This is a genomic window from Acidisoma sp. 7E03, from assembly GCF_054665075.1.
This window is the reverse complement of sequence record NZ_BAAFHE010000015.1, coordinates 38,444-60,465: the sequence shown is the minus strand read 5'-3', so window position 1 is coordinate 60,465 and position 22,022 is coordinate 38,444. Positions and strand designations below refer to the sequence as shown.

General features: G+C 63.5%; 24 protein-coding genes. 10 read left to right on the top strand and 14 right to left on the bottom strand.

The window, feature by feature from the left end:
• Positions 1-142 precede the first annotated feature (142 nt).
• The 12 genes from ACYQ6W_RS19755 to ACYQ6W_RS19700 all read right to left on the bottom strand — a co-directional run bounded on the left by ACYQ6W_RS19755 (position 143) and on the right by ACYQ6W_RS19700 (position 12,274).
• Positions 143-571, bottom strand: coding sequence for an ArsR family transcriptional regulator (locus ACYQ6W_RS19755; RefSeq protein WP_459677735.1), 429 nt, complete (start codon positions 569-571; stop codon positions 143-145).
• 95 nt (positions 572-666) lie between these two features.
• Positions 667-3,720 (bottom strand): ATP-binding protein, encoded by a 3,054-nt coding sequence (locus tag ACYQ6W_RS19750; protein ID WP_459677733.1) that lies wholly within the window; start codon positions 3,718-3,720, stop codon positions 667-669.
• Positions 3,720-4,217, bottom strand: coding sequence for a hypothetical protein (locus ACYQ6W_RS19745; protein WP_459677732.1), 498 nt, complete (start codon positions 4,215-4,217; stop codon positions 3,720-3,722). Before ACYQ6W_RS19745 ends, ACYQ6W_RS19750 begins: the two co-directional genes overlap by 1 nt.
• Before the next feature lie 110 nt (positions 4,218-4,327).
• Positions 4,328-4,651, bottom strand: coding sequence for a hypothetical protein (locus tag ACYQ6W_RS19740; protein ID WP_459677731.1), 324 nt, complete (start codon positions 4,649-4,651; stop codon positions 4,328-4,330).
• 79 nt (positions 4,652-4,730) lie between these two features.
• Positions 4,731-5,237, bottom strand: a complete 507-nt coding sequence (locus tag ACYQ6W_RS19735; RefSeq protein WP_459677730.1) for a hypothetical protein — start codon at positions 5,235-5,237, stop codon at positions 4,731-4,733.
• A gap of 88 nt (positions 5,238-5,325) precedes the next feature.
• Positions 5,326-5,877 carry a hypothetical protein gene (locus ACYQ6W_RS19730; RefSeq protein ID WP_459677729.1) on the bottom strand — a complete coding sequence of 184 codons (552 nt, stop codon included), beginning with the start codon at positions 5,875-5,877 and terminating at the stop codon, positions 5,326-5,328.
• A 20-nt stretch (positions 5,878-5,897) separates the two neighbouring features.
• Positions 5,898-7,475: a hypothetical protein gene (locus ACYQ6W_RS19725; RefSeq protein ID WP_459677728.1), complete on the bottom strand. Its 1,578-nt coding sequence runs from the start codon at positions 7,473-7,475 to the stop codon at positions 5,898-5,900.
• An 87-nt stretch (positions 7,476-7,562) separates the two neighbouring features.
• Positions 7,563-8,873 (bottom strand): DotG/IcmE/VirB10 family type IV secretion system protein, encoded by a 1,311-nt coding sequence (locus ACYQ6W_RS19720; RefSeq protein WP_459677727.1) that lies wholly within the window; start codon positions 8,871-8,873, stop codon positions 7,563-7,565.
• Positions 8,873-9,853, bottom strand: coding sequence for a DotH/IcmK family type IV secretion protein (locus ACYQ6W_RS19715; protein WP_459677725.1), 981 nt, complete (start codon positions 9,851-9,853; stop codon positions 8,873-8,875). The genes ACYQ6W_RS19720 and ACYQ6W_RS19715 overlap by 1 nt, the downstream gene beginning before the upstream one ends.
• Before the next feature lie 22 nt (positions 9,854-9,875).
• Positions 9,876-10,505: a DotI/IcmL/TraM family protein gene (locus ACYQ6W_RS19710; RefSeq protein ID WP_459677724.1), complete on the bottom strand. Its 630-nt coding sequence runs from the start codon at positions 10,503-10,505 to the stop codon at positions 9,876-9,878.
• Between the two features lie 21 nt (positions 10,506-10,526).
• Complete coding sequence (locus ACYQ6W_RS19705; RefSeq protein WP_459677722.1) at positions 10,527-11,720, bottom strand: hypothetical protein; 1,194 nt, start codon at positions 11,718-11,720, stop codon at positions 10,527-10,529.
• 104 nt (positions 11,721-11,824) lie between these two features.
• Positions 11,825-12,274, bottom strand: a complete 450-nt coding sequence (locus ACYQ6W_RS19700) for a helix-turn-helix domain-containing protein (RefSeq protein WP_459677721.1) — start codon at positions 12,272-12,274, stop codon at positions 11,825-11,827.
• Between the two features lie 179 nt (positions 12,275-12,453).
• Here ACYQ6W_RS19700 and ACYQ6W_RS19695 point away from each other — a divergent pair, with 179 nt between their 5' ends.
• The 10 genes from ACYQ6W_RS19695 to ACYQ6W_RS19650 all read left to right on the top strand — a co-directional run bounded on the left by ACYQ6W_RS19695 (position 12,454) and on the right by ACYQ6W_RS19650 (position 20,961).
• Positions 12,454-12,885 carry a hypothetical protein gene (locus ACYQ6W_RS19695; protein WP_459677720.1) on the top strand — a complete coding sequence of 144 codons (432 nt, stop codon included), beginning with the start codon at positions 12,454-12,456 and terminating at the stop codon, positions 12,883-12,885.
• 55 nt (positions 12,886-12,940) lie between these two features.
• Positions 12,941-13,411 carry a hypothetical protein gene (locus ACYQ6W_RS19690; protein WP_459677718.1) on the top strand — a complete coding sequence of 157 codons (471 nt, stop codon included), beginning with the start codon at positions 12,941-12,943 and terminating at the stop codon, positions 13,409-13,411.
• Positions 13,408-13,962, top strand: a complete 555-nt coding sequence (locus ACYQ6W_RS19685) for a hypothetical protein (RefSeq protein ID WP_459677717.1) — start codon at positions 13,408-13,410, stop codon at positions 13,960-13,962. Before ACYQ6W_RS19690 ends, ACYQ6W_RS19685 begins: the two co-directional genes overlap by 4 nt.
• Before the next feature lie 3 nt (positions 13,963-13,965).
• Positions 13,966-15,192 carry a hypothetical protein gene (locus ACYQ6W_RS19680; protein ID WP_459677716.1) on the top strand — a complete coding sequence of 409 codons (1,227 nt, stop codon included), beginning with the start codon at positions 13,966-13,968 and terminating at the stop codon, positions 15,190-15,192.
• Between the two features lie 12 nt (positions 15,193-15,204).
• Positions 15,205-16,587 (top strand): hypothetical protein, encoded by a 1,383-nt coding sequence (locus ACYQ6W_RS19675; RefSeq protein ID WP_459677715.1) that lies wholly within the window; start codon positions 15,205-15,207, stop codon positions 16,585-16,587.
• Positions 16,588-16,648: 61 nt separating this feature from the next.
• Positions 16,649-19,063 (top strand): DotA/TraY family protein, encoded by a 2,415-nt coding sequence (locus ACYQ6W_RS19670; RefSeq protein ID WP_459677714.1) that lies wholly within the window; start codon positions 16,649-16,651, stop codon positions 19,061-19,063.
• Complete coding sequence (locus ACYQ6W_RS19665; RefSeq protein ID WP_459677712.1) at positions 19,056-19,457, top strand: hypothetical protein; 402 nt, start codon at positions 19,056-19,058, stop codon at positions 19,455-19,457. Before ACYQ6W_RS19670 ends, ACYQ6W_RS19665 begins: the two co-directional genes overlap by 8 nt.
• 53 nt (positions 19,458-19,510) lie before the next feature.
• A complete protein-coding gene (locus tag ACYQ6W_RS19660) occupies positions 19,511-19,819 on the top strand; it encodes a hypothetical protein (protein ID WP_459677711.1) in 309 nt (102 codons plus the stop codon).
• 72 nt (positions 19,820-19,891) lie between these two features.
• On the top strand, positions 19,892-20,593 hold the full coding sequence (locus ACYQ6W_RS19655; protein WP_459677710.1) for a site-2 protease family protein: 702 nt from the start codon (positions 19,892-19,894) through the stop codon (positions 20,591-20,593).
• Positions 20,590-20,961 carry a site-2 protease family protein gene (locus tag ACYQ6W_RS19650; RefSeq protein WP_459677708.1) on the top strand — a complete coding sequence of 124 codons (372 nt, stop codon included), beginning with the start codon at positions 20,590-20,592 and terminating at the stop codon, positions 20,959-20,961. The genes ACYQ6W_RS19655 and ACYQ6W_RS19650 overlap by 4 nt, the downstream gene beginning before the upstream one ends.
• Positions 20,962-20,989: 28 nt before the next feature.
• Here ACYQ6W_RS19650 and ACYQ6W_RS19645 read toward each other — a convergent pair whose 3' ends face one another.
• Entirely contained in the window at positions 20,990-21,424 is a 435-nt protein-coding gene (locus ACYQ6W_RS19645) for a hypothetical protein (protein ID WP_459677707.1), read from the bottom strand.
• Positions 21,418-22,020: a hypothetical protein gene (locus ACYQ6W_RS19640; protein WP_459677706.1), complete on the bottom strand. Its 603-nt coding sequence runs from the start codon at positions 22,018-22,020 to the stop codon at positions 21,418-21,420. The genes ACYQ6W_RS19645 and ACYQ6W_RS19640 overlap by 7 nt, the downstream gene beginning before the upstream one ends.
• Positions 22,021-22,022: the final 2 nt, after the last annotated feature.

Genomic DNA, 22,022 nt, shown 5'->3' with positions numbered 1-22,022 from the left:
GCCTGCCACCGCAAAGGGGCACCAGCGACCCGGCGGACCGAACGGCCGCGCCGGCGACGCAGTTGTTTGGGCATTGGGATGACGACGGATGCGCCAATCTGGATCGTGAGATGTGCCATGCCTGCCTCCATGATCGAGAAGGCTATCGCTGGCGTTTGCGAATGGCGCGCTTTCTGCGCGCCGCTTTCGCGTCATTGTCCTTCTTCCAGCGAGCGACTTGGAACCCTTCGGCTTCGTTGCCGGCGACAAGTCCCGACAACCAGAGATCCCGCACAGCCTGCCGGACTAGATCTGCGGGCACGCCGGTCTTGAGATGAAGTCCCTGGATGCTGCTGCGCTCGCGAAGATGCACGAAAAGCTGCGCTCGCAACGCTTTCGAGGATTGCGACCGCCTCAGGGGCAGCCGGACGGCAGGGCCGGTGTAATCCCTCGGGGCATACGTGCCGAAGGCGATCCGGCTGACCAGCCCGCATTCGATCATCGCCCGAAGGTGGCCCGTGGTGGTCGGGACGGGCCGTTCAATGTGCTCCGCGATCTCCGCGGCCGACCGCGGACTCGTCAGGAATCTCAAGATGGCATCTCGTATCGGCTGCGGGCGCGGTGAGCGGACTGCACGCTCCAAGCGCCGCTCCGCCCTGTCGAGGACCTGGTCCATTTCCGGTGGCACTATTCGGCGGCAATCGGAAGCCGGTCATTCGCCGGTTCATCATGGGGACGGAGCACAAGGCCGAGGCCGCGTCCCTCAATCAGCTCACCCGCCACCGTCTCGATGACACCGGCTTCGATGCTATCCGCGGCGTCTCCCTTGCGCAGAAGTGCCTTGGTTCGCCGCTCGATCTCGTCAGTCGCCGTGCCGTTCGGAAAGACCTTCGACAGACGGCGCAGCGCTTCGGTGAAGCCAATTCGATCGTAGAGGCGGTTCCGCAAGCTCGTATCGGCGGGGGTCGTCGAGAGCGCCCAGAGCTCCACCGGCCCGAGCGAGTTGATCAGGAACTGTTCGTAATGCTTCTGTTCGGCCCGCAGGATCGCAAGGAAGGGAGCGCCTTCACGGCGCGGACCGGTCAGACGGTGACGCACGATCCGTCCACTGGCGGTCGTGAGACCGAAGCGCTCGATGATCGCATCGCGCTCCCGCTGATCATCCGCCCCCAGGACGAACCGTCCCGTGGATTGCGCGATAATGCCATCGCCCATATCGGACAGCCGCTGGCTCGCGAAACCGAGCTGGACGTTGTGCTTCCGCCCCTCACGGACATCGAGTTCAGCCTGCGCGCGCACCAGGGCGCTCCCTTGCGTGCGGTGCCACTCGTCATAGTCAATGCGCTTGACCGTCTCATAGATCTCGGTGAAGCGCGCGCTGTGATAATCCCGCACCCGCTCCGGCACGAATCCGAGATATTCGGGATGGAGGAAGAAGTTGCGGGCGAGGATATGCCGCGCCAGCAGGTAGACCATCTCCGTCTGGCGATTGGCTGCGGCAGAGCCGGTTGGCGCGACATATTGCAGGTCGAGCACGATGATACGCGCCGGCCCGAAGTCCAGCCGCGTCGGCGCATTCAAGGTCTCGAACCGGCGGATGAGATCGGAGATGTAGCGCTCGAAAATCTGGGAGGCCTTCTCGCTGGTTTCAGCGAGGGTGAGGCTGTCGAACATGTCGCGCACCTGGTCGGAACGCACCGCACCCACCAGGTCCTCCAGAATGGGCACTGCGTGGCGCTGTGCCCGTTCGGCAAGCCGATACTCCCCGACATCGCACAGGGCGTTGACGACATCGCGCCAGTAGGGCGACTGGTCGTGGAGTTGGATGCCGAATTGCTCGATCGCTCCATCGACCTCTGGTTCCACACCGCGCCGATAGTGCTTGGCACCACCGCCCGCCTCGGTGCACATCCGATAGACTTCGTCGATCACGAGCGAGATCAGCTGCGTCATACCCTCGAAAGGCGTGGTCTGGTCGGGCGGCAAGGTCGCAAGGGCTAGGAAGTTCTGCAGGAATGCCTTCTCAAGCGGCAGCGGATACTCGCAACCGACCTGGAGATCGAAGATGTTGAACTCGTGGCCGGGCGCGAACTGCAGCGAGGTGAAGATCGCCTCGTGTTTCCGCTGCGGCCCGAGAGCCTCTTGCACCAGCTTCACGAAGCCCTCGGCGGACTTGCCGATGTCGGCCTTGCCGATCAGCGGAAGCTTCGCGCCGTGCGTGCCCATGACCGCCGGGCTCAGACAGAGGCCGATGTTGATCGTGTTTGCGAGGACGGATTTGCCGGAGCCGGGCGGGGCGACAAAAATGTCCACCATCAGTGGACGCTTGCGGCCGCCGGACGGGTCATAGGCCCAGATCCCGCCGTCGGGACGCCGGAAGAGAACGCTCCCCATGTCCCAGGGCGAGGCCGTATGGCTCCAGGGCAGCAGGCCAAGCGCGTCGCTCAGGGGCGCGAGCGCGGGGTTTGCCGTGGACGCTAGGGCCAATCCCGGGACGCTGCTCATGGCACCTTCCAGTGGATCGCCGACGACGGTCGTCGCTTTTGCGTTGCCCCAACCTTCGATCCGCTGCGACAGCGTGGACACGCGGCGTCGAAGCTTGGCGGATTGCTCGACCGGTGCCCAGGTCGCGAAACTCGCACGCAGCCGGACGCTGATGTGATTCTCCTTGCCGCGCAGCTCATGGACGTAGGCCAGGGCGCGGCGAAGCTCTGCATTGCCGGGGAACATCGACAGGAAGGACGCGCCGATGTCCTTCAGCTGCATCGCCGACGCGCCGCACCCCTCGAGGAGGAAGGCCGCTCGCCACGGGATGCGGTCCTGGCCGAGGGTCGCCGCGAGCTCCACAAAAGGCCGCGGATCTTCTGGGCCAATATCCATGTCGACCGGGCCGTATGCATTGTCACCGAAGTCGACCCGCTGACCTCCGTGCGTCACGGCATCCGTGTAGAAAATCTGGTCGCGGATCGGAGGCCACAAGAGTGCTTCCGCCGGCGGTCGCTTACTTCCCTCCTCAGGGCAGCGCGGCATGATGGCATCACCGGGAAGGCTCGGCCTCCACTCCGATCCAGCCATCTCGCGATACATCGTCGCGCGGGCAACGCGGAGGGCCTCATGCGGGTCGAGGACCGAGGCGCTTACGTCATGGGCGCGCAAGGCGGAAATCACTCGCGACACGAAGGCCGAATGCCGCGCTGCCATGACCTCGCTGCGGAGATAGAGGGCCTGGGTATTGCCGACGCGGCCGATCGCCTTGGCGTTCTCGCCATACTCAATCTTGAGCTGCCGCCGCTCTTCCTTGGTCAGCACCGAGGTGCGCGTCCAGACGATGAAGTAGGCGGCTTCCCACCGCATCAGCTTCGGCCAGAGCGCGGCGCGCTCGTCCAGAATACCACGGAGGTCAAGGCCGAGAGCGTTGGCAATGTTGCGACAAGAGGCGAGGTTGACGCGCTCGATCTCGACCAGCGCTGCATCGGGGTCCGAGATGTACCAGCCGACGATCGCGTGGCCACGGCTTTCTAGAGCGCCTGAAAGATCGAGGCGCATCGCTTCGGTGATTGCCGCAAAATCCTGACGCTCTGCCATCCGTTGCATGCCATCGACCTGAATCCAGGTCAGGTAGTCGCCGCGCTTGGTGATGAGCGCATCGCCATGCGTCGTCTCCAGGTCGCAGAAAGTGGACAGGGGCTGCTTGAACATCAGGGAGAGGCTGGCAAGTGTATTGGCGAGAGCGGACAGCATCAGTGTGCCTCCCCCTGCTGTGCCGCCGGCCGTTGAACCTCGGCCGATTTCCAGCTTTCCACGATTTCCGGATAAACGTCGCGATCACCCTCGAAGACCTTGCCCATCGGCAGGAGCCGCAGCCCGCCCAGCAAGACGTCCCGGCGTTTGAAACCTGCGGGAGAGAGGCGGAGAAGCGCATCGGCCAGGGCGCTCGGGTTGGATGTGCCGAGGCGCAGCTCAGCCTCGTTCTGACGCCCGACAAGGGCTTGGCCCGCGCGATACAAGGTCGGCAAGTCGCCCGTCGCGGTGCTCGGTTGAGCGCCGGTTTCGAGACGTTCGCCGTGGCCATGCAGTCCTATATGCATGCGCCGCGTCAGTGCATTCAGAGCGGGCTGGCTCAGTTCCGGCAACCAGATCAGCTTGGCCTCTTCGTCGACACGGGGGCGACCCAGGGTCTGCACAAGCCCGCAAAGAACGCAGCAGTCGTATGCCGGTGAACCGAAAGCCTCCGGCACCTTCCCGATTGCCTCCCCGCAGAACCGGCAGACGGCAGCACCTGTCGCCTTTGAGACGGCTTTCCCCAACGCGCCAGAGGGAGCCACCGAGAGCACGAGAGGCGCGAGTTTCACCACGGCAAGACACTCACGAAAGCGACCACACCGAAGGTCCAGAGCAGGGCGAACAAAATCCCGGCGAGCCGGCGCCGCCGCGCGTCGCTGATGGCCTTATCCGCCCACAGAAACGCGATGCCGCCGATCATCGGAGCGGAGGCAATCAGGAAGAGACGAAGCGGGAAGAGCAGTCCCTCGACGACGACGGCCACACTCGGCGCCAGCACAACGGCGGCGGCGAGGTAGGCCATGGCCACGGCGAGCGCAGCGGGGGCGAGCCACACTGGAAGCTTCCGTGTTGAACCGGCCAAGGGTTGAGGCAGCTTCGAGACGTTCAAGTTAAGACCTCCTCACCTTCGAAAACGGTCGGCCTGCCATCACGCGCCCGAGGCCCGCGATGACAGGCCAGCCCCTTCTTCAGCCGCCGGTGCCGAACTGGACCATCTGGGGCGTCGTGTTGATGGTCGCGCTGCCGCCCGAGGCGGAGACGGACGCCTTGTTGATCCAGACACCAGCTGTCGCGAAGAGACCGCAGAGCACCAGGCCGGCCACGCCGCGCATGACATGACCGCTCTCGCGGTTCTGCGGCTGCCGCGACTGCCAGAGCGCCCAGACGCCGAAGCCGAAGCAGAGCGCGGCGGCGAGGTAGCAGCCGACGCCGAAGAGCTCCGACCCCGAGTTGAGACCTTCCGACGACATCGAGTTGATCTGGGCACCGAGGCCGCCGGTCGGCGACGTCGCCTGGGCCATCGCATGACCGGCGAAGGCCATGCCGGCACTGGCCGCGAGAAGAAAGGCCGGAACGAATTTCCCGCGCAGCACGGCGAAGCCGCGCTTGACGGAAAACCGACCCCCTTTGGGCTGCAGCACGATCCCGTCACGCTTGAACGTGGCGGTCCGTGCCTGTGTGTGAATGACTTTCACGAAACGCTCCTGTTTGACTGCTGAGGGAACCGCCCCTCGTTGAGCAGCCTGCGCGTTCGGGATGCGAACGGCATCCGCGTTCTGCGTGTCACCCGCCTGTATTAAAAAATGATTCGATGCCCGTCGCGACGGTCACGACGTTGATGCAAAGAACGCCGAAGAGGAACTGGATGCCGCAAGAGGTGGGCGACCCGTTGAGACGTCCATTGATGATGCCGCGCCACCGCATGATCGCCCAGAAGACGCAGGCCGCACCGAAGGCTTGGAAGAAATACCGGAACATCGTCACGACGTTGATGACCGTCGCGTCAGGTGTCGTTCCGAGCACACCGCTTGCATTTGGTGCCGTCGTCGATGAGTAGGCCGTGAGGCCGACTGCCAAATTGGTACCAAAGCTGACATTCGTCATCGTGAGGAATGTCGGAAAGGACGCGAAGACACCACTCAGCGCCAGCGAGATGAATGGGGCCCAGGGACGCTCGATGCGATGATGGTGATAACGCGCATGCGGCTCGGACCACTTCCAGAGCGTCCAGGCGAAATACATGAAGCAACTGCATGCCGCGAGATAGCAGAAGGTGGGGAGCGCGACGGCGATGCCATCAGCGATCGCCGTCGCGAAGTTGACCCGGCCTTGCATATCCGGCCTCCCTCAGACTCTTACTGGATCGTGCCGTGCTCGGTTTTGACGACCCAGGCTGTGCCTTGCTGGGCGACCGAGAGCACCCGGCCGTAGCCTGGCAAGACATCGCCGACCTGGACTTCCTGCTGAGCCCCGTCGCCACCGCTGTGATCGACCTCGGCGAGCATGGCCAGACCCGGAGAGGCTGCCTGCACACGGTATTGCTCCGGCGTGCCAGAGCTGGCGGCAGAGGGCGCGGCCGTGGCCTTGCCCGGCGGCGTCGCCTGAGGGGCACTGGCTGCCGCGAGGGCAGCTTTGGCGGAGGTGAGTGCCACGGTCGTCGCGGTCGGGGAGGACGCCCCGGGAACCGGTGTGCCTGCGGCAGCGGGCGCGGGCGCATTCGATGCAGCGGTCAGCGCGGAGCCGGCCTCCACCAGTGCAAGTCGACGCTCGAAGTCGCCGAGCTTCGCCGCCGTCGCCTTCTGGTTCGTCACGACGTCGGCCTGCAGGTTCGCGATCTCCGTCCGCTGATCCCGGATCAGGGTAGCAAGTTGGGTCACCATCTCAAGGACCTGGATCTGCTGTGCGGGCGCCATGGGCGCCGCTTCGAGCTTGGGTGAGATGGCGAGGACATCGTTCGGCCCGACGACGATTTGGTGCATGGGCTGCGCGTGCACCCTGGATGACGCAGGTTGCGTGCCCGTCGTGGGAGACACGGCGCTGGCCTTCGGCGACGACGCCTGAGCGCTTTGCAGAGCGGCACCGCTGCCCACATGCCCGACCTCCGCCGGCCCAGCATGCGCCTGCGCGTCCTGGGGTGCGGACCCGGCGACGGGGCCCATGCCGGGCTCACGCGCCACATAGCCCGGCGGCGGTGCATCGATTTGTGCGGGTCCCGCCTGGACCGAAGCCGGGCGCTCGGCGGCGGCCGTGGCACTCTTTGCCGACTGCCCCGCCGCGGTCGGGCTGGGGGTCGTGGAGGGCCGCTGATCCTTCGGAAGCGCCGGCGCCGCCTGTGGTGGGCTCGACGAAGACGCGGACGCGGCCGGGAGACTGCCGCCATGCTGCAGCTCGAGGAGCTCGGCCATCTCGATGTTCTGCGGCGATGGCTTGTAGGGCGGCAGCACGACCGATGCGGGTGGGGGCGCGGCATGAATGGGCGCCAGCGCAGCTGAGGGCGCCACAACCCCCGGCGGCGTGCCACTTGCCGCGGGCGCGGGCTCGGGCGACGCGTGGGAGTTGGAAGCCTCGGCAACCTTCGCGGTTGGGGCGCCGGATTCGCGGGCCGGAGGCTCCGCAGGATGACCAAAGAGCGACGCGATCCGCATCTCCACGTGCCCGGCAGTCAGCTTGAGTGCCGGGGGCACCGGAACCACTGTGTTGTAAGGAGACGCGAGGAACCCCCCACCCGCAATCGCGACAAGCGCGACGATAGCAACGCCCGCCAGTAGCCTCCTGCGGTTCTTGCCGGCCGGTGGCGGCGCCTCCCGCCGATCGGCGTGTAAAGCGGGATGCGCTTCCTCAGCGCTCACCCCCTCATCGGGTTCGCCGGGAAGCCGCGCCCGCAGCGTCGGGCTATTATCGAAGACCGGGCTTGTCGTGACATGGGTGTCCATGCGGGTTGCTCCTGCGAAAGAAGGCGATGCCTCAGCATCACCTTCCCGATTGCGAATGGAGAGAACTCCCTGCCCTAGTCGAATCTCTTACTGATTCGCTGGCAGCTTTACGTCCGAGAGAAACATCACGCCGACACCGACATTGGCGTCGAGCGTCACCGTCGGACCTTTCGGGGCTTCCTGATTGAGCACGCTACCGATCTGTCCCGCAGCGGCGCCAGCGGCAACGCCCAACTGCTGTTGGAAGTTCAGGTTCGTCGACGTCGTCGCGCCACCAAAGGGGCTCAGCACCGCAGTGGAGTTTGAGGTCGTGGCGAGCGCCTGACCCAATCCCTGCACGAAAGCCGCAGCCGCCGGCAAGATGATGCGCGACACGTAATGCTCATCGACGCCCGTGGCGACTGAGGCTTCCATCGTATTCGGCGCGACGACGACCGCATCACAGCCGAGCGTCTGCCCTTGGTGGACGATGCTGTTGATGTGGATCACGAGCCGGTCATCCTGGCGCTCGAAAGAGCCGATCATGCGGTCGCCCGCGATCGGCCCACTGTCCGCCTGCATGATGACGGGGCTCGTTTGGTCCGAGCTCAGCGCCAGGATGGGATGAGCATAAATACCGCGGCCTGCTGGGATCAGAACGGTCGGAGCGGTCTGCGCGGCGGTAGCGATCGACCTGGCGGTCGGGGCGGGGTCTGCCGCTTGGGTTGCGGCGCCGCCTGCCTGGGCGCCGGCCGGATCAGCGCCGTCCTGATTGCTCGGCGGCGGCATCACGACATCCGTCTGCGGCGCGCGGCCACCCCATTGGCTGAAGAGATCGCCGATTTCCTTGGAATAGGCCGCAACCGCTTGGGGATTGGCGGTCAGCGTTACGGTCTGAGCCGGCATCGGCGTGGGTGCAGGCGTCGACGCTGTTCCCGGCGTCCCGATCGTCTGCGGCGGGAATACAGGATCGTCTACCGCGACCACGGGCGTAGGCGCCGGGTGCGGCACGAACCGAGGTGTCGGTGGCGGCGCCGCCGGTGCGTCGGGCGGCGCTTCTTCAGAAGGCTGCGCCACAACGACCGCGCTCGGGGCCAGGGGGGGCGTATAGGAAGCACCACTGGCCAAGGCACGTTGGGCTTCCTGCGTGTCAGCGAGCTTTGCCAAAGCGTCCTGCTCGGGGGTGCTGTGCAATCCACCAGGCAGAGCATCGACCTGCTTCATCCGCGCGTCTTGAGAGAAAGGCTTCGCGTGGTGCCCACTGGTGACGACAGCGACGATCAGGACCACCAGCACTAGCCCCCCAGCGCCAATCACCAAGAGGCGCCGGGGCCCCGCCCGGCCGGCGCCGGTCAGAAACGTCGTGCCTTTCAAATGAGGCAGCTTCGGCCGCCAGGACGGGCGTGCAGCGTCGGACATCAGGGGGAATCCTTCAGTTCGGCCGAGACCGTGCGGCCATTGACGGAGAGCAGGACGACCGGCGTGTTCGGCACCGCATAGACGGTAGTGCCGGCCTCGGCTTCAGACGCCGTCCATTCCGGCGAGAGGAGCGTGTAGGGCGTCCGGAGATAGACATTTCCGCCGAGGCGCCAGGCGCGCAGAGCGTCCGGCGAGACCCCTTCCACCGAGAGGGGCGTTGCATCGGCGGGCGGTGCGCCTTCCAGCATGCCCGTGAGATAGGCCGCCCCGGTGTCGGGCGCGTCTGGCTCAGTCATGATGGCAACCTGAGCATTGGGCCCCCGGCCGCCGACATGCACCGAGAGATCGGCATCATAGCGCCCTCCACCGGACATCAGCAGGAAGGTGAGGGGCTTCGGGGCGTTCTGCAGAGAGACCACCAGGCCGCCTCGCGGAGCGAGAGAAAGTGGCGTTATCTCCAGGACATTGCTTCCCTTGGTCGGGGTGCAGACGAAGAAGCCGATCGCCACCACCGACGGGCCGCCATGGGTGTTTGGCGAATTGCAGCTCGGGCCACCGGAGACCGCGGCGGGATCAGAGTTCGTGTCCCATTCGATCGGCCAGGGCTGCCCGGTGCTGTCGAAAAAGGAAACGGCTGTGGGATAGCCTTTGACACTCTGGATGATGCTGACGGCCGCCCCAGGAGAAAAGCTGACATTGACCTGCCGGCTCATCGGCGCCGCGAGCGGCGTTACCGCCTCTTCCTCGGCCTGTTTGGAGGCGTTGTAGCGGCGTGCGAGCTCCTGGATCGCCTCCGGGGTCAGCGGTATCGCATTTTGCACGGCCTGCTGCTCGGCCGCATTGCCATTCGCAAGTGGCTGTGCATTGCCGGGCTGCCCGGTGTCGCTGGATTGCGCCTTGGCAGAAGACGCGACGCCGCCCGCTGCCAGACAGAGGCCGATTGCGCCGGCCCAAAGGTGCTTCTCAAACCCGCCGATCATCCGATTGTCCTCCACCACGGCGCTATTGCGGACTTGCCACGAGTTGGTCGATCGCCAGCCCATCGGGATGATCGTCAGCATTCGTGCGAATGACGACAGCTGTGATCATGAGCTTGTTGCTACTGGTCTGGTTTACGTTCTCGCAGGTTTGCACAATGGGAACCTGGATCTGATAGGCCAACGCTCCCTGCACGTAGCTCGTTTGATGAATGAGTGCCGCACGCTCAGTCTGTGCATGACAGAGCAATCGAGCGCGCTTCAGCTCATCGAAATTGCCTCGACTGATGAAGGATTGAGCGAAGGTATTCCAGCCGCTGAGGGTGAACTTCCGGCTCGCTGTGTTCAGCTCTACCGGATAGTTGTAGTAGTCGACATTGTAGGGTGCAAGGATCGCCTGAACCGTCCATTGCAGAAGCTGCGTGTCATCGACAATCGGACTGTCCAGGGCGACGACCGGTCGCGGTGCATCCTTTCCGTCGGTGAAGAAGTATCGCGGAGCGACCGGATGGGTCCATTGCCAGGCATCATGGGCAATCGAGATCGCAAGAGCAGCTGCCATTACCATTGTCAAACCGAGACAACGGTTGACGAGCACAGCCTGGAAGTCTGGATCAGAAAGGCGACGGGAAACGGCGGCGGAGGAATTGCGCATTGACGAGCCTATTCGGTTTCATCATGCGCATACTCTGACTTCGGATTTTGCGAATGGCATGCGCCGAAACTTGTTTTCTGCATCCAGCATCGCGCGCGTCAGGATCTCAATCCGGTTGCCGCGCTCTCCGATGAACCGTTCCTTGCTCCGGAGCGGCGGCGAGACGCGCAAACCTTTATCCGCCTTCTTCGCCCAGAACCAATTCTGCTGCGACCGCATGCACAGGCGCACCTCGTAGCCGGAGCGAGCAAGAGTAACCTTCGCCGCCTCTTCGTCGAAAACCTCCCCCGCCTTGCTCCGGTCCGGATCGACGGGAACGTCCATTCTTGTACGGAAGGTGCGATAGGACGCCGCCGATACGCCTAGCCGCTTCGCTGCTTCCTTGTAATGCAGACCACCCAGAGCCAGCATCCCGACGACATAGACTGCGACCCGGTTCTTCAAAGGGCTTTTCCCAACCAGGGACTTGAACCAGCTCAGATCGGAGAAGTTAACAGCGTCCTCGGAAACCGGGACGGGATTGCGTGCCGCGGCAGCCGCCTTCAGCTTCGCGGCCTTGTCCCGCCCACCGACCAGCCCCATCAGCGGCAACTCGCGCTGCCGCACTTCGCCCGAAGCGTTGCTCGGGCGGGCGTTGCGCTCCGACTGCAGCGATCCGGTCGGGCTCGACTGTGTCCGACCGGAGGTGACGAAGCGGCGAAGCTCTCGCGTGGTGCTTGAGAAATCGGTTTGAGAGCGCAGCAGATCCGTCATCATCCCGACGTGCGGAAGACGCAGCGATGATGGATCGACCTTGAACAACTCCTTGCGGCCGGGCCCGCGGATACCCATGCGTCGCAGCTTGGTTCGAACCGCATTGGCGGACCGTGGCTGAGACAGTGCGGCGCCGATACTTTCTGGATGGACCCCCGCCAATCTCAGCAGGATGGCAAGGATGACGTCGGCGGTTGACCACGCTTTCGGGCCGGCTTTGCGGACTGGTCGGTCATGCGGCGTTGCGAGGCCAAGGCGCACGATATGAAGATCGAGCGCATCGCGCGTCAGCTGCAGAAAGAGACAAAGCGCTTGGATACCTTGGCCCGCCGCAATCATGCAGCCGAGCAGGTGATCCAAGAAGGGGAAGGTGAGAGGGGCCGGTGGACGATGCAGGCCGAAAGACGGCGCCGCTGGCGCCTCGTCCTCTTCCTGCAATCTGTCGACACCGGTGAATGTCACGAACGCCTCCGGTCAGGGACCGGGTCGTTCTAAATCTGCTAAAACATGTCGTCAATAAGTTTTAGCATGTAGAGCCTTGAAGATGGCTCTTAGCGGCTCGCGCGCTAGGACTCTTCGCGCGAGGCTCCAACTCTGCCCGCAGCAATCTGCCTCACTAGCCTGACAATCATGTCAATCTCGTCGCGTAGCTTCCCATCCGCTTCCGACCGCTCCTCAAGGGCACGAATGACCTGCACGAGGTCGTTAGCAAACAACCTGATCCTACCGGCCGCCTCTTCAGCTTGTCCATCTTCAACCGGTGCGCCATCAGGAAAAAACGAACGTGGGTCGACTTCTAAGAGTCGCGCCATGTTGATCAGAGTTCGAACGGTGATATTCGCCGTGCCCTGTTCCAGCTCGAAGATCCGCGACTGTGCGACGCCGGCTAATTGTCCCAGCTCCTTTTGCGTAAGGCCGCGCTTCTTTCGGGCCTCAGCAAAGCGCCGCGCTATGATCCTGATGATCTCATCGGTTTCATCATCGGGGGTGACCTGCGGTTTATCGTCTTTAGCCATCCCGCCTGAACCGTTTCCTCGTCAGAGGCTCATCACTCAACAGCCGAAGATCCAGCTGCGCCTGAGCCTCACTTTCCCATGATCTGTGCGCTTATCCCGCAGCGTGGGCTCATTTCGCAATCCCCATTCGCAAAGCTTTCCGTCATCCCTTGGGATAGGATGAGGGAGAATTCGCTATTATGGGTAATCTTCGTAATACCGCATGGATATGCGCCGGTCTGGGCCTTCTTTTCCCGCTGACTCCAGCCGCCCAAGCTGATTTCGTTGTTACCGGCAGCTCGAGCCAGTCATCAGCTGCCGCTCCGGTGGCTATGGCTCCTATCGTCGATCCAGGGGATCGTGTTGCCGCCCGTAGCCGGGCCCAGGGTAAGGGATCTCCCACTTTCCATTGGAAAATCGCCAATGGGTTCGGCAACCAGGTGCCGCTCGGTTTTGCCTGTCGGCAGATCGTGCCACCGGCTGTCCACGTGACCTACGGACCGGGCGCCAGTCCAGACATGCTGGTGAGCTGGAAGGGCGGCAACACCTGGAATCGCGTGCTCTATGACGCGGTGGCCCCGCTCGGCTTGCGCCTGATGATGACGCGCATGGCCGTGGAAATCAGAAAGTGACCCCATTCGCAACCGGCTCCCTCATGCTGGTCCTATCTACTGGGGGACCTATGCAATGCCGGACTTGCGAACACCCACCGTCCTGGATTGGTTTGAGCTCGTGCGTCCCGTGGAGACGGCGCAGCTCTGGCCGCCGTCCATTCGGCTCGTGGAGCAGACTGCTGAGGCAGAGACGTTGCTTGGAGAGCTTGGGCGCGTTTTAGACGATGCGGCCGATCGGGCTCCGGCACGTCTTGCCGCCCAGCTACATTCCGAAGTCGCGATCTTGAGCCTCCAAGAGACCGTCGCACAGCTGGGCGCCGCGCGCACCATGCGGATCACGCACTGGCTTCGCGAAATCGCGCTTCCCGAGGGTGTTGCGGCCGGCAACGCGATCATGCGCGGCGACACCCGCGCCGCTCGAGCGATCCGATCTTGCATCACGACCGTCACCCGACAGGCCACCCTGGCGCGCCTGATGTCGGAAGAACGGCTCGCCGAACTCGCGGTAGCCGCTCAGGCAGCCACACCGGAGAAGACCACATGAAAGGGGTTCTCGCCTGCACCCTCGTAGGCTTCCTGGCGCTCGGCGCCGGCCCGGCTCTCGCACAATCCAGCACGACAAGCACTGGTAGCGTCGGCTGCGCTGTCCTGGCCCAGGCCGCCGCCAACGGCATGTCCGCGCGTATGGCGGCCGACCAGAACACGATCCAGCAACCCAAAAGCGTCACGAGCCTTAGCTGCCTTGGAAACTTCTTCAACGGCGTCGGGCTTAATGTTGTGACGAACCTCCTCAATCCGGGAAGCTTGTTGCAGTCGGTGGAAGGTCAGATCTGCAACGCCGTTCAGCAGACGTGGAACTCCTGGCTCGGTCAGGTCCAATGCGGCCTAACGGTCACCGGCTTCAATCTTGGCTTCGGCGGCATCGGCGGCGGACTATCCTGCCCCTCGCTCAGCTTCGGCGGTGGCGGACCTCCCATCAGCACAATCGGTCTTGGCGCGGGCACCAACGGATCCGGCACCGGGCTCTACATCACCGGGAACGGCATGCTCCCCTCCGGATACACGGCGCTCCAGAACATCAACGGCACCTTCTAGGAGATGGCCATGCACAAATACGCTCTCTGGGGCTCAGCGGCGGTCGGCGTCGTCCTTGGTGCGGTTCTGTTCAATGCCGCACCAGCCTATGCCAACCTGCCGGTCATCGATCCCGCCTCGATCGCGGAGGAGGCCAAGCAACTGGTCCAGGAGACGGGCATTCTGAACGTGCTCAATTTCATGAGCGAGGTTCAGAACACCATCTCCAAAACCATGCAGCAGATCAACACGGCCATCGGTGGCACCACCTACGGCGACACGAATACCCTGCTGCGGGAAGGTTTCACCCAAAACGCCAACTATTCAAAAGCCGCCGTCGGCGCCCAAGAGCAGATCGCCGACGCCTCCAATGAATCGATGGCTCAATTCGACCTGCAGATGCGGGACGCCCAGATCCGCGACCAGCAGACCGCAAGCCCCTCCCAATGTGCTGCCTTGGACGGGGGTGTGAGCACCCAGGCTGCCGCCCATTCCGCCTTCCAGGTCGCCGCCACCATTTCGCGCATGCAGGACGAGCGCGACGAAGGCTGGCCGAATATGCCGTCTTACTACGGTGAGGCCCAAGGCGATGCGGCTGCAAATGCGGAGCATGTTGGCGGATATTGCGACGCGAACGACCAGGCCGCTGGCCTCCCCTGCACCGCGAGTGCCGCCACCGCCGACATAGACCAGAGTTTCTCGACGCTCTTCGGCAGCGGTACCTACGCCACCCAGCAGGCGCTGACGGCAGCAAAGGACTACGCCACGAACCTGATCGAACCCGTGGCACCTGCACCTCTCCGAGGCTCCCAGCTTACTTCGCTGGCCGGTCAGGATGCCCAAGTTCGGCGTCGCGCCTACAACGCGCGTATGTCGGCAGCCCAAACCTTCGTCGACAACATCGTCGGCTATCAGTCACAGACCGTGCCGCTCACCACGATACAACAACAATATCTCTCGGATGTTGGGCTGCCGGCGCAGACGCAGGGTTCCTGGCTGCAGGTGCTCCAAATCGAGGCCGAACGCCGCGTCTCCGACGTCAACTGGGCTGCCCAGCTCCAGGCCATGCCGCCGGCCTCCGTGGAGCGCGAGATCGCCACCGAGCTCGCGCTCAACAACTATCTCCAGTTCCAGATCTACAAAACCAGCTTGCAGCGCGGCTCGCTGGAAGCCGCTCATCTCGCCGTGGACGCCGAGCATGACTTCCTCCCGACCTCCACCATGCCCACCCCGACGGTCGCCAACAACTAGGGAAGACGATCTATGGCCGAGCCCGAACACACCAGTGGTCAAAAGCCATCTCCATTACCGCCTGCCGCCACTGGGCAGGAAGCGCAGCGGGGCCCCCTCGCTGAGATGCTGGAGGCAATGAACCGTTACGCCAGCACGATCAAGGATCGCGACCCCGAGCTTGCTCAGAACATCGCGTCACTGAGGTTGGAAGCCAGCGATCCGATCCGCGCCAATCAACGCGAACTGCACCATCTGGTCGCCTACGCCGCGCAGGATACTGAGAAGGTGCTCGGCCACCATCTGCCCCTCTCGGGTCCGACGCGCGAAGAGATGCAGCGCTTGGCAGGATCCGCTCCGGGTCTCGAAAATGCCCGTATTCTCAGCCTCCTAAACTCAACGGCCAGTATCGCCGATCGCAACACTGTCCAGCAAATCCGGCACACTGCAACCGAGATCGGCCGGCAGTCTGACCAAAACACGGAATTGGTTCGCAACCAGGCCGAACAGCTCGAACACCGTGTCCGGCAAGCCGATCGGGTGCCTGAACCGGCAGCCTCGGTAAAGCCTCCCGTCTCCGACCCAGGACCGCCACCCGCTCCTTCCGCCCCCTCCGAGAGGGCAGCAGATGCAAACAACAAACGCTTGGATACCGGCGCGCCCACCTCAACCTCTCCGCGATCATCGCGTCCCACAGACCTGCAGCCCTCGACACAAAGCGGACATGGCCGTGCCGATCCCGCGGTCTACCAGCGGAGCGCACTAGACTCGGTCCTCGATCTGATGCGGGCGGGCGTCTCTGCCGCCGTTAAGCCTGCCCCATGGGACGCCCAGCCTGAACCCCTGGGCGATCGGCTGGCCGCGTATAAATCTCGGATCCAAGCTGGCGTCGACGATGCCGGCCTGCAGCATGCCGAGAAGGCGGGGAGGGCAGCGATCGAAGCGCTCGACGGATTCCGGACAGGGGAGGGGGCCACGATCATGAACCGCATCCAGTCGGCCGCGCGTTCTGATCCTGACGGGATAGCCGGGGTCCTCTCCGGCATGCGCGAGGGCGGCCGCTACCAGGACCTACGGCAGCAGTTCAACAACGCCATGCATGACGAGGCCGGCGTTGCACGCGCCTATGACAAGGCGGCGGAATCTGTCGCCCGATACGGCGAAGCCCGCAGTGGGGTCGAGGAAATCATCGCCCGCCGCCCCGACGCCGCCAATCTCACCGCGAAGTTCCAGCAGATGGACGCCGAGATCGGCGAGAAGGCAGAGAGCACGCCCTCACGGCGCGAAGGCAAGAGCATGATCGAGGATATCTCGAAGCAGGCGGCCGAAATCATCCGGCACGCCGTGGAAGCCATCAAGTCGGTCTTCACACGTCCCGGTGCCGCTGCAAGTGGTCCCGGCCCATCTCCTAGCTGACACTTCGCACAGGCCGTTCGCATCCGCGTGTGGCAGCCTCGGTGGAAACCCCGAGGTCGCCATGCGCTTTTTTTCGCTCATCCTCCTGACGCTCGCTGTAACCGTCATCGCCGCGCCTGCTTTCGCGCAAGCCACCAACCCCTATGATGTGAGCTGGAGCGCGCTCAATCCTGGCAATGATTGGGCCGCGCAGGTCGTCCAGCAGCTTTTTCCCGTCAATGGTGTGACCGGCACCACTACGACCACTGGCAACGAAGCGACAGTCATCAGCCAGATTGTCGGTCAGTTCACCGGGTTCGTCGCCGCCATCGCCTGCGCCTTCGTCGTCTACAACACCCTCATGACGATCCATCGCGCGGCCGAGAGCTCCCAAATCCTCGGCAGCGGCCAGTCCTGGATCTTCGTGGTCCGCGTCGGCTTCGCCGCGATCATGATGTTCCCGCTCGGCGGCGGTTTTTCGGCGGGGCAACAGCTAGTGGAGCAGGGGGCGCTTTGGGGTGTCGGCATGGCGAAAGTACTCTATGCCAATGCCATGCAAGCCGTCGGACCGGATGCGATCGTTCTCGCCCAGCCCCAAATTCCTGGCACGGGTGACATCGTCTCCGGACTGATCGACAGCGAGCTCTGTATGGACCTAGTCAATCTCGCCGGCGGATCGGGAAATTCCGGAGGGCAGTTGCTTGTGAAGCCCCCGCAGCCGATCACCGGCAAAGACATGTTGAACGGAACATTCGTCTCCTGGTGGTATAGCCTTTCCGATGGGAATGAATCCGGTAACCCCGTTTGTGGTTCGGTCACAATCACGGAGCCACAGCAAAACCAGAGCACCGTTGCCGGCCTGAACGTCAATATGGCGGGCGTCCAACAAGCGGTCCTCAACGATGTGCTTCGGAACGACATCCGCAACCAGGTCCAGCAAGTAGCGAGCACACTCTGGACTTCAAAGAACAGTTCTGCCCTCGCATCTCTGCAATCGGTCTATCAGAACGCTGTCAGTGACTACACGAGACAGCTGACGACGGCGGCGACGACCGAGGAATCAGACATTAACCAGGCCATTCAGGCCAATACGACAGCGGCCCGCCAGGGTAATCTCGATCTTCTCACCGCCCAGGCGGCGGAGCAGGGCGGTAAAGATTCCGCCTTGCTGACGAGCGAGGTGCAGCAATCCACACTCGGTTGGACCTCAGCCGGCGCCTACTACCTGGAGATTGCGCGGTTGAACGCCGCCACGCTGTCGCTTCTGCAGAACACGCCGGACATCACCTCGCCCACCTATGAAGGCGTCGGAAACGCGATGTCGATCGACCTTGCTCCGATGGTGAGTGCGGCAAGTTCCTACATGTCCACGCTGCGGACCGTTGCCACAACAGCTGACGGAACGGCACCCCCGACCGGGGTGCCCACCACGCTCGCCTCGATCAAGAACTCCCAGGAAGGTCTCGGCGTATTAGAGCAGATCTTCAACTCCCTGCATTTGACCCAGTGGACGTTGAACCACATCGCCAACTTCCTGCTACCGCCTGCGCAAACCTGGACCGATCCATTCGGGAGCCTCGTCAGCCTCGGGCAGACCCTGATGAACACGGCCTTAGTTGCCTTTGTGGCAGCAGGCCTACTCGCGTCGAAAGCGGCTGCGACCGGCGTGACAGTCTGGCAGGTGCTGACCTTCCAATGGGGGGGTGCCGCCGCAACGGTGGCCGGCCATACACTGGTGAGCTTCCTGGCGATCCCGATCTTTACGCTGCTCACGGGCATCCTCGTCCCGGGCGTGATCATCGCCTATGTCCTGCCCATGATCCCCTATGTCCTCTGGATGGCGGGGGTCTGCGGCTGGATCATTCTGGTCTGCGAGGCAATGATCGCCGTGCCGCTCTGGATGCTGGCGCACATGACCTTCGGTGGTGACGGCCTCCATGGGCGTGGCATCGAGGGCTGGGGTCTTCTCTTCAATGTCGTCTTCCGACCGACGATGATGGTGATAGGTCTCTTCCTGGGCTACTTCGTCTACGACTGTATGTCGTGGCTCATCCGCGAGAGCTTCGGTATTGCATCGGGTTTCGTGTTGGACGGGGGATGGTTTGTCACCAACCTCATCGGGCTCGTGGTGCTTCTCAACATTTTTGTGATGCTGCATGTCACAGCGGCGCTGATGAGCTTCCGCATGGTCACGCTCCTGCCGCATCACCTGCCTCGTCTCATCGGCATTTCTCCGGCGAACCGCGTCGATGGTGAGGCCTTCTATCATCAGGCAGCTTGGGGATCAGGTGCCCAGCTGGCAAGCGGAGCGCAAGGAAGCCTTCTCTCTGCGTTGAAAAGCATCCGCGACGGGAATAACTCACGTTCTAGGACAAAGTTGCCAGGGAACTCCGCCAGGTATATTGCTGGACCCGAAGGGCCTACTGATGAAGGTGGTATGGACTCCACCTTGAGAGCAACCACCGATACCGGAGGAGGGGAAGACAACGATGTCTGATGCTCTTGCAGCGGCCAGCATGATCAACAACACGTTGCATGCTTATCAGATTGGTGATTTGTTCGCGAAAGCGCGCTCTCGTAACACCGATGCGGTGGAGATCGCACGCCTTCAGGCGCTCGTCCAACGGCTCGCCGATTACGCCCGCTATGCCGAACAGCAGCATAACTCCCTTCTTGCGGAAGCGCAGAAGATCGATGCGCAGCGGTGCGAGCAGATCAATGCGCAGCAGGACGAAATTGCGGCGCTGCGGGCGAGAATCGATGCTCTCACTGAGGCATCCACACGGCGAGCCGAAGAGAGCCGGACGAAATACAATCGCCTAGTCGAGGACTACAACATCCTGCTTCGAGACAACAGGGCGTTGAGGCAGAAGTCCGGCGAGCAGCCTTAACCATTCGCAAGTGATTTGGCGACAATAGGCTCCACACACCATGGAGCCTAGTTATGCATCGCGCTCTCATCGTTCTGCCCCTGTTCGCCCTGGCCCTCGTGGGTTGCGCCCACGGCAACGTCAAAAAGTTGTCGGACTATTCAGCGCCCCCACCTCCGCCAATGCACAACCCGACGTATGACCCCTATGCCGGCTACGGGGACGCCAATGCCACCTGGACGCCGCCGGTCTATGATCGCGACGGCACGATCGTAAAACCCTCCGAGCCGTCAACCGAGAACGATCGGCCCTCCTACGAGACCGCGCCCTGGGCGACCGGCGCCAGTGGGGGCGCCCAGTTCGCGCCGCCCGGAACCTTCTGACCCAAATCGGCTCCACCTTTCTAACCCGTCCCACCCCCGCGGAGGCCGGTGGGCTTCCGGATTGGAGGTCCTGTGCCCCAGCTTTTCAGCGTTATCGTCTCGATCGCCGCTATCCTGATGATCGGCAACCTGCTGCTCATCAGTCATGAGCTCGGACACTATCTGGCCGCCCGTGCTGTCGGCTTGACCGCGCAGCGCTTTACCATCGGCGTTGGGCCGAATTTGCTTCGCCTCACGGATCGCCGGGGAACCGTCTGGAGCCTGTCCGTCTTGCCGATCGGCGGCTTCATCTCCTTCGACGCCGGAGGCAATCGGTCGCCGGCGGGCGGCTACGCCGCCCTGCGACCGCCCGCACGCGTGGCAGTCATCCTCGCCGGGCCGGCCGCCAACGTCTGCCTGGCCATCGGCCTCTATTCCTGCATCCTGGCCGCCCGTGGGGAAACCATCCTTATGCCAGTCGCGAGCACCGTCCTCCCCGGATCGCCCGCTGCTGCGGCCGGACTTCAGCCGGGGGACCAGATCCTCGCGGTCGGCGACGTTCCGGTCACTACTTTTAGTGAGATTCTGCCTCAGCTGCGGACGCGCCCAGGACAGCGGGTCGCGCTGACGATCCGGCGGGACGGACGCACAATCGAGCTGGTCCCCCGCCTCGGGGCGCGGCCGGCCGGAGGAGAGAACATCGGCTTCCTCGGCATCGAGAGCCACGCCCTCGGCCAGCGGCCACTACACTTCTGGCAGATCGTCCTCTATGCACCGCTCGAGCCTGGCGCGTGACGGCCGACACCGTCACCGGCATCGCGACCGCCTTCACAACCGGCCAGGGTGCCGGCGACTTCACCGGCGTCCTCGGCGTCACTCAAATGGCCGGCGAGGCAGCTTCCTCTGGAACGACGGCCTTGCTCGCTCTGGCGGCGGTCCTATCACTCAACCTGGCGCTGATGAACCTGCTGCCGATCCCAGTGCTCGACGGAGGGGCCTTCCTTCTCTGCCTGATCGAATGGGCGCGGGGTCGGCCGGTCTCTGCCCCCGTGCAGGATTTCGCGACCTGCGCCGGTGCCGCCACGATCGCCGGATGTTTCGCGTTTTTCATCCTGCACGACCTCGCGGGCCTCGGTGTCCTTCAGTGGCTAGCGCGGCTCTGAGCGGCCATCTCTGAGCCGGGAACGCGGCTCAGAACTGGGTATTCCAGAATTTGTAGTCGAAGACGATCCGTCCCTGCGCGTCCTGGTAGACGTGGCAATAGCGGATGAAATCATTTTGAGACATCGGCTGTTCGACAGGCAGAAAAATCCAGCCGATGAGGCCCGTCTTGGAGACCACCTCTAGCCAATCCCCGCGCCGATAACCCAAGGTCGCGACGGGCGCAAAGGCCGCGGGCAACCCGGAATCGACGTCCCCCGGAATGCGGAAAATATCGACCGAACGGCGCGTGTTCACGCAGCGGAAATGCGCTCCGGGCGGCGGATTGTAGACCGGCTCCAGCCGGCCCAATACCTGCTGGCTCGACACGACCGACACCGACTGGCCGCTCGGAGGCGGCAGCTCGCAGCCGGCTACCCCAAGCACCGTCCCCAAGACGAAGAGCCGAATGAGTGCGTTCACCATCGCGGCAAGAACCCCGTTTCCGTTGCCAAATACTCTCGCCAGTTCGCGGCACGCCCCGTTCTGATCTGGAAGTTCAGTAAGGCCTGATAGAACGACATGAGGTAAAACAGGGCACAAAAAGGGAGGAACTGCAGAAGCAGAACCACTCGTCCACCGCCGCCTGCGGTCCGCAGTGCGACCCAAACCCATGCCAGCACAAAAGCGCAGGCCATCGAGAACAACACGTAGGACATCAAAGCGGTCTGCCGCCGCCGAACCGCCAGGCGTCGCTCCAACTCCCCGATTGATATTCCATACGCGAAGGCCGTTCCCGCCAGGTCGAACCGGTGGTTTTCCTGCGTCTTGAACCGGCGATCCCGCCTCTGGGCTTCACGCGGGCCGCGGTAAAGGCGCCGAACCGCGCCAGCCCCTTCGGAAATTGCTCGCCACCCGAGCCACTCGGCAGGTGACTGGAATAGCCACGCGACACCTCCGGCAAGCCTGCGGATGCGCGATTTCCGACCCGGCGTGGCACCAGTACCGGCGTGCGGCGAAGCGTCGCCGCCGATTGCACGGCTATCCCGCAGTCTCACGTCGAGATGTTCCTGATCCTTCATCC

What these genes read in the sequence shown, in the direction of transcription:
- ACYQ6W_RS19750 (WP_459677733.1), bottom strand. Translation starts at nt 3,720, where the DNA reads ATGCTGTCCGCTCTCGCCAATACACTTGCCAGCCTCTCCCTGATGTTC.
- ACYQ6W_RS19730 (WP_459677729.1), bottom strand. Translation starts at nt 5,877, where the DNA reads ATGCAAGGCCGGGTCAACTTCGCGACGGCGATCGCTGATGGCATCGCC.
- ACYQ6W_RS19725 (WP_459677728.1), bottom strand. Translation starts at nt 7,475, where the DNA reads ATGGACACCCATGTCACGACAAGCCCGGTCTTCGATAATAGCCCGACG.
- ACYQ6W_RS19720 (WP_459677727.1), bottom strand. Translation starts at nt 8,873, where the DNA reads ATGTCCGACGCTGCACGCCCGTCCTGGCGGCCGAAGCTGCCTCATTTG.
- ACYQ6W_RS19715 (WP_459677725.1), bottom strand. Translation starts at nt 9,853, where the DNA reads ATGATCGGCGGGTTTGAGAAGCACCTTTGGGCCGGCGCAATCGGCCTC.
- ACYQ6W_RS19710 (WP_459677724.1), bottom strand. Translation starts at nt 10,505, where the DNA reads ATGCGCAATTCCTCCGCCGCCGTTTCCCGTCGCCTTTCTGATCCAGAC.
- ACYQ6W_RS19700 (WP_459677721.1), bottom strand. Translation starts at nt 12,274, where the DNA reads ATGGCTAAAGACGATAAACCGCAGGTCACCCCCGATGATGAAACCGAT.
- ACYQ6W_RS19695 (WP_459677720.1), top strand. Translation starts at nt 12,454, where the DNA reads ATGGGTAATCTTCGTAATACCGCATGGATATGCGCCGGTCTGGGCCTT.
- ACYQ6W_RS19690 (WP_459677718.1), top strand. Translation starts at nt 12,941, where the DNA reads ATGCCGGACTTGCGAACACCCACCGTCCTGGATTGGTTTGAGCTCGTG.
- ACYQ6W_RS19685 (WP_459677717.1), top strand. Translation starts at nt 13,408, where the DNA reads ATGAAAGGGGTTCTCGCCTGCACCCTCGTAGGCTTCCTGGCGCTCGGC.
- ACYQ6W_RS19680 (WP_459677716.1), top strand. Translation starts at nt 13,966, where the DNA reads ATGGCCATGCACAAATACGCTCTCTGGGGCTCAGCGGCGGTCGGCGTC.
- ACYQ6W_RS19675 (WP_459677715.1), top strand. Translation starts at nt 15,205, where the DNA reads ATGGCCGAGCCCGAACACACCAGTGGTCAAAAGCCATCTCCATTACCG.
- ACYQ6W_RS19670 (WP_459677714.1), top strand. Translation starts at nt 16,649, where the DNA reads ATGCGCTTTTTTTCGCTCATCCTCCTGACGCTCGCTGTAACCGTCATC.
- ACYQ6W_RS19665 (WP_459677712.1), top strand. Translation starts at nt 19,056, where the DNA reads ATGTCTGATGCTCTTGCAGCGGCCAGCATGATCAACAACACGTTGCAT.
- ACYQ6W_RS19660 (WP_459677711.1), top strand. Translation starts at nt 19,511, where the DNA reads ATGCATCGCGCTCTCATCGTTCTGCCCCTGTTCGCCCTGGCCCTCGTG.
- ACYQ6W_RS19645 (WP_459677707.1), bottom strand. Translation starts at nt 21,424, where the DNA reads ATGGTGAACGCACTCATTCGGCTCTTCGTCTTGGGGACGGTGCTTGGG.
- ACYQ6W_RS19640 (WP_459677706.1), bottom strand. Translation starts at nt 22,020, where the DNA reads ATGAAGGATCAGGAACATCTCGACGTGAGACTGCGGGATAGCCGTGCA.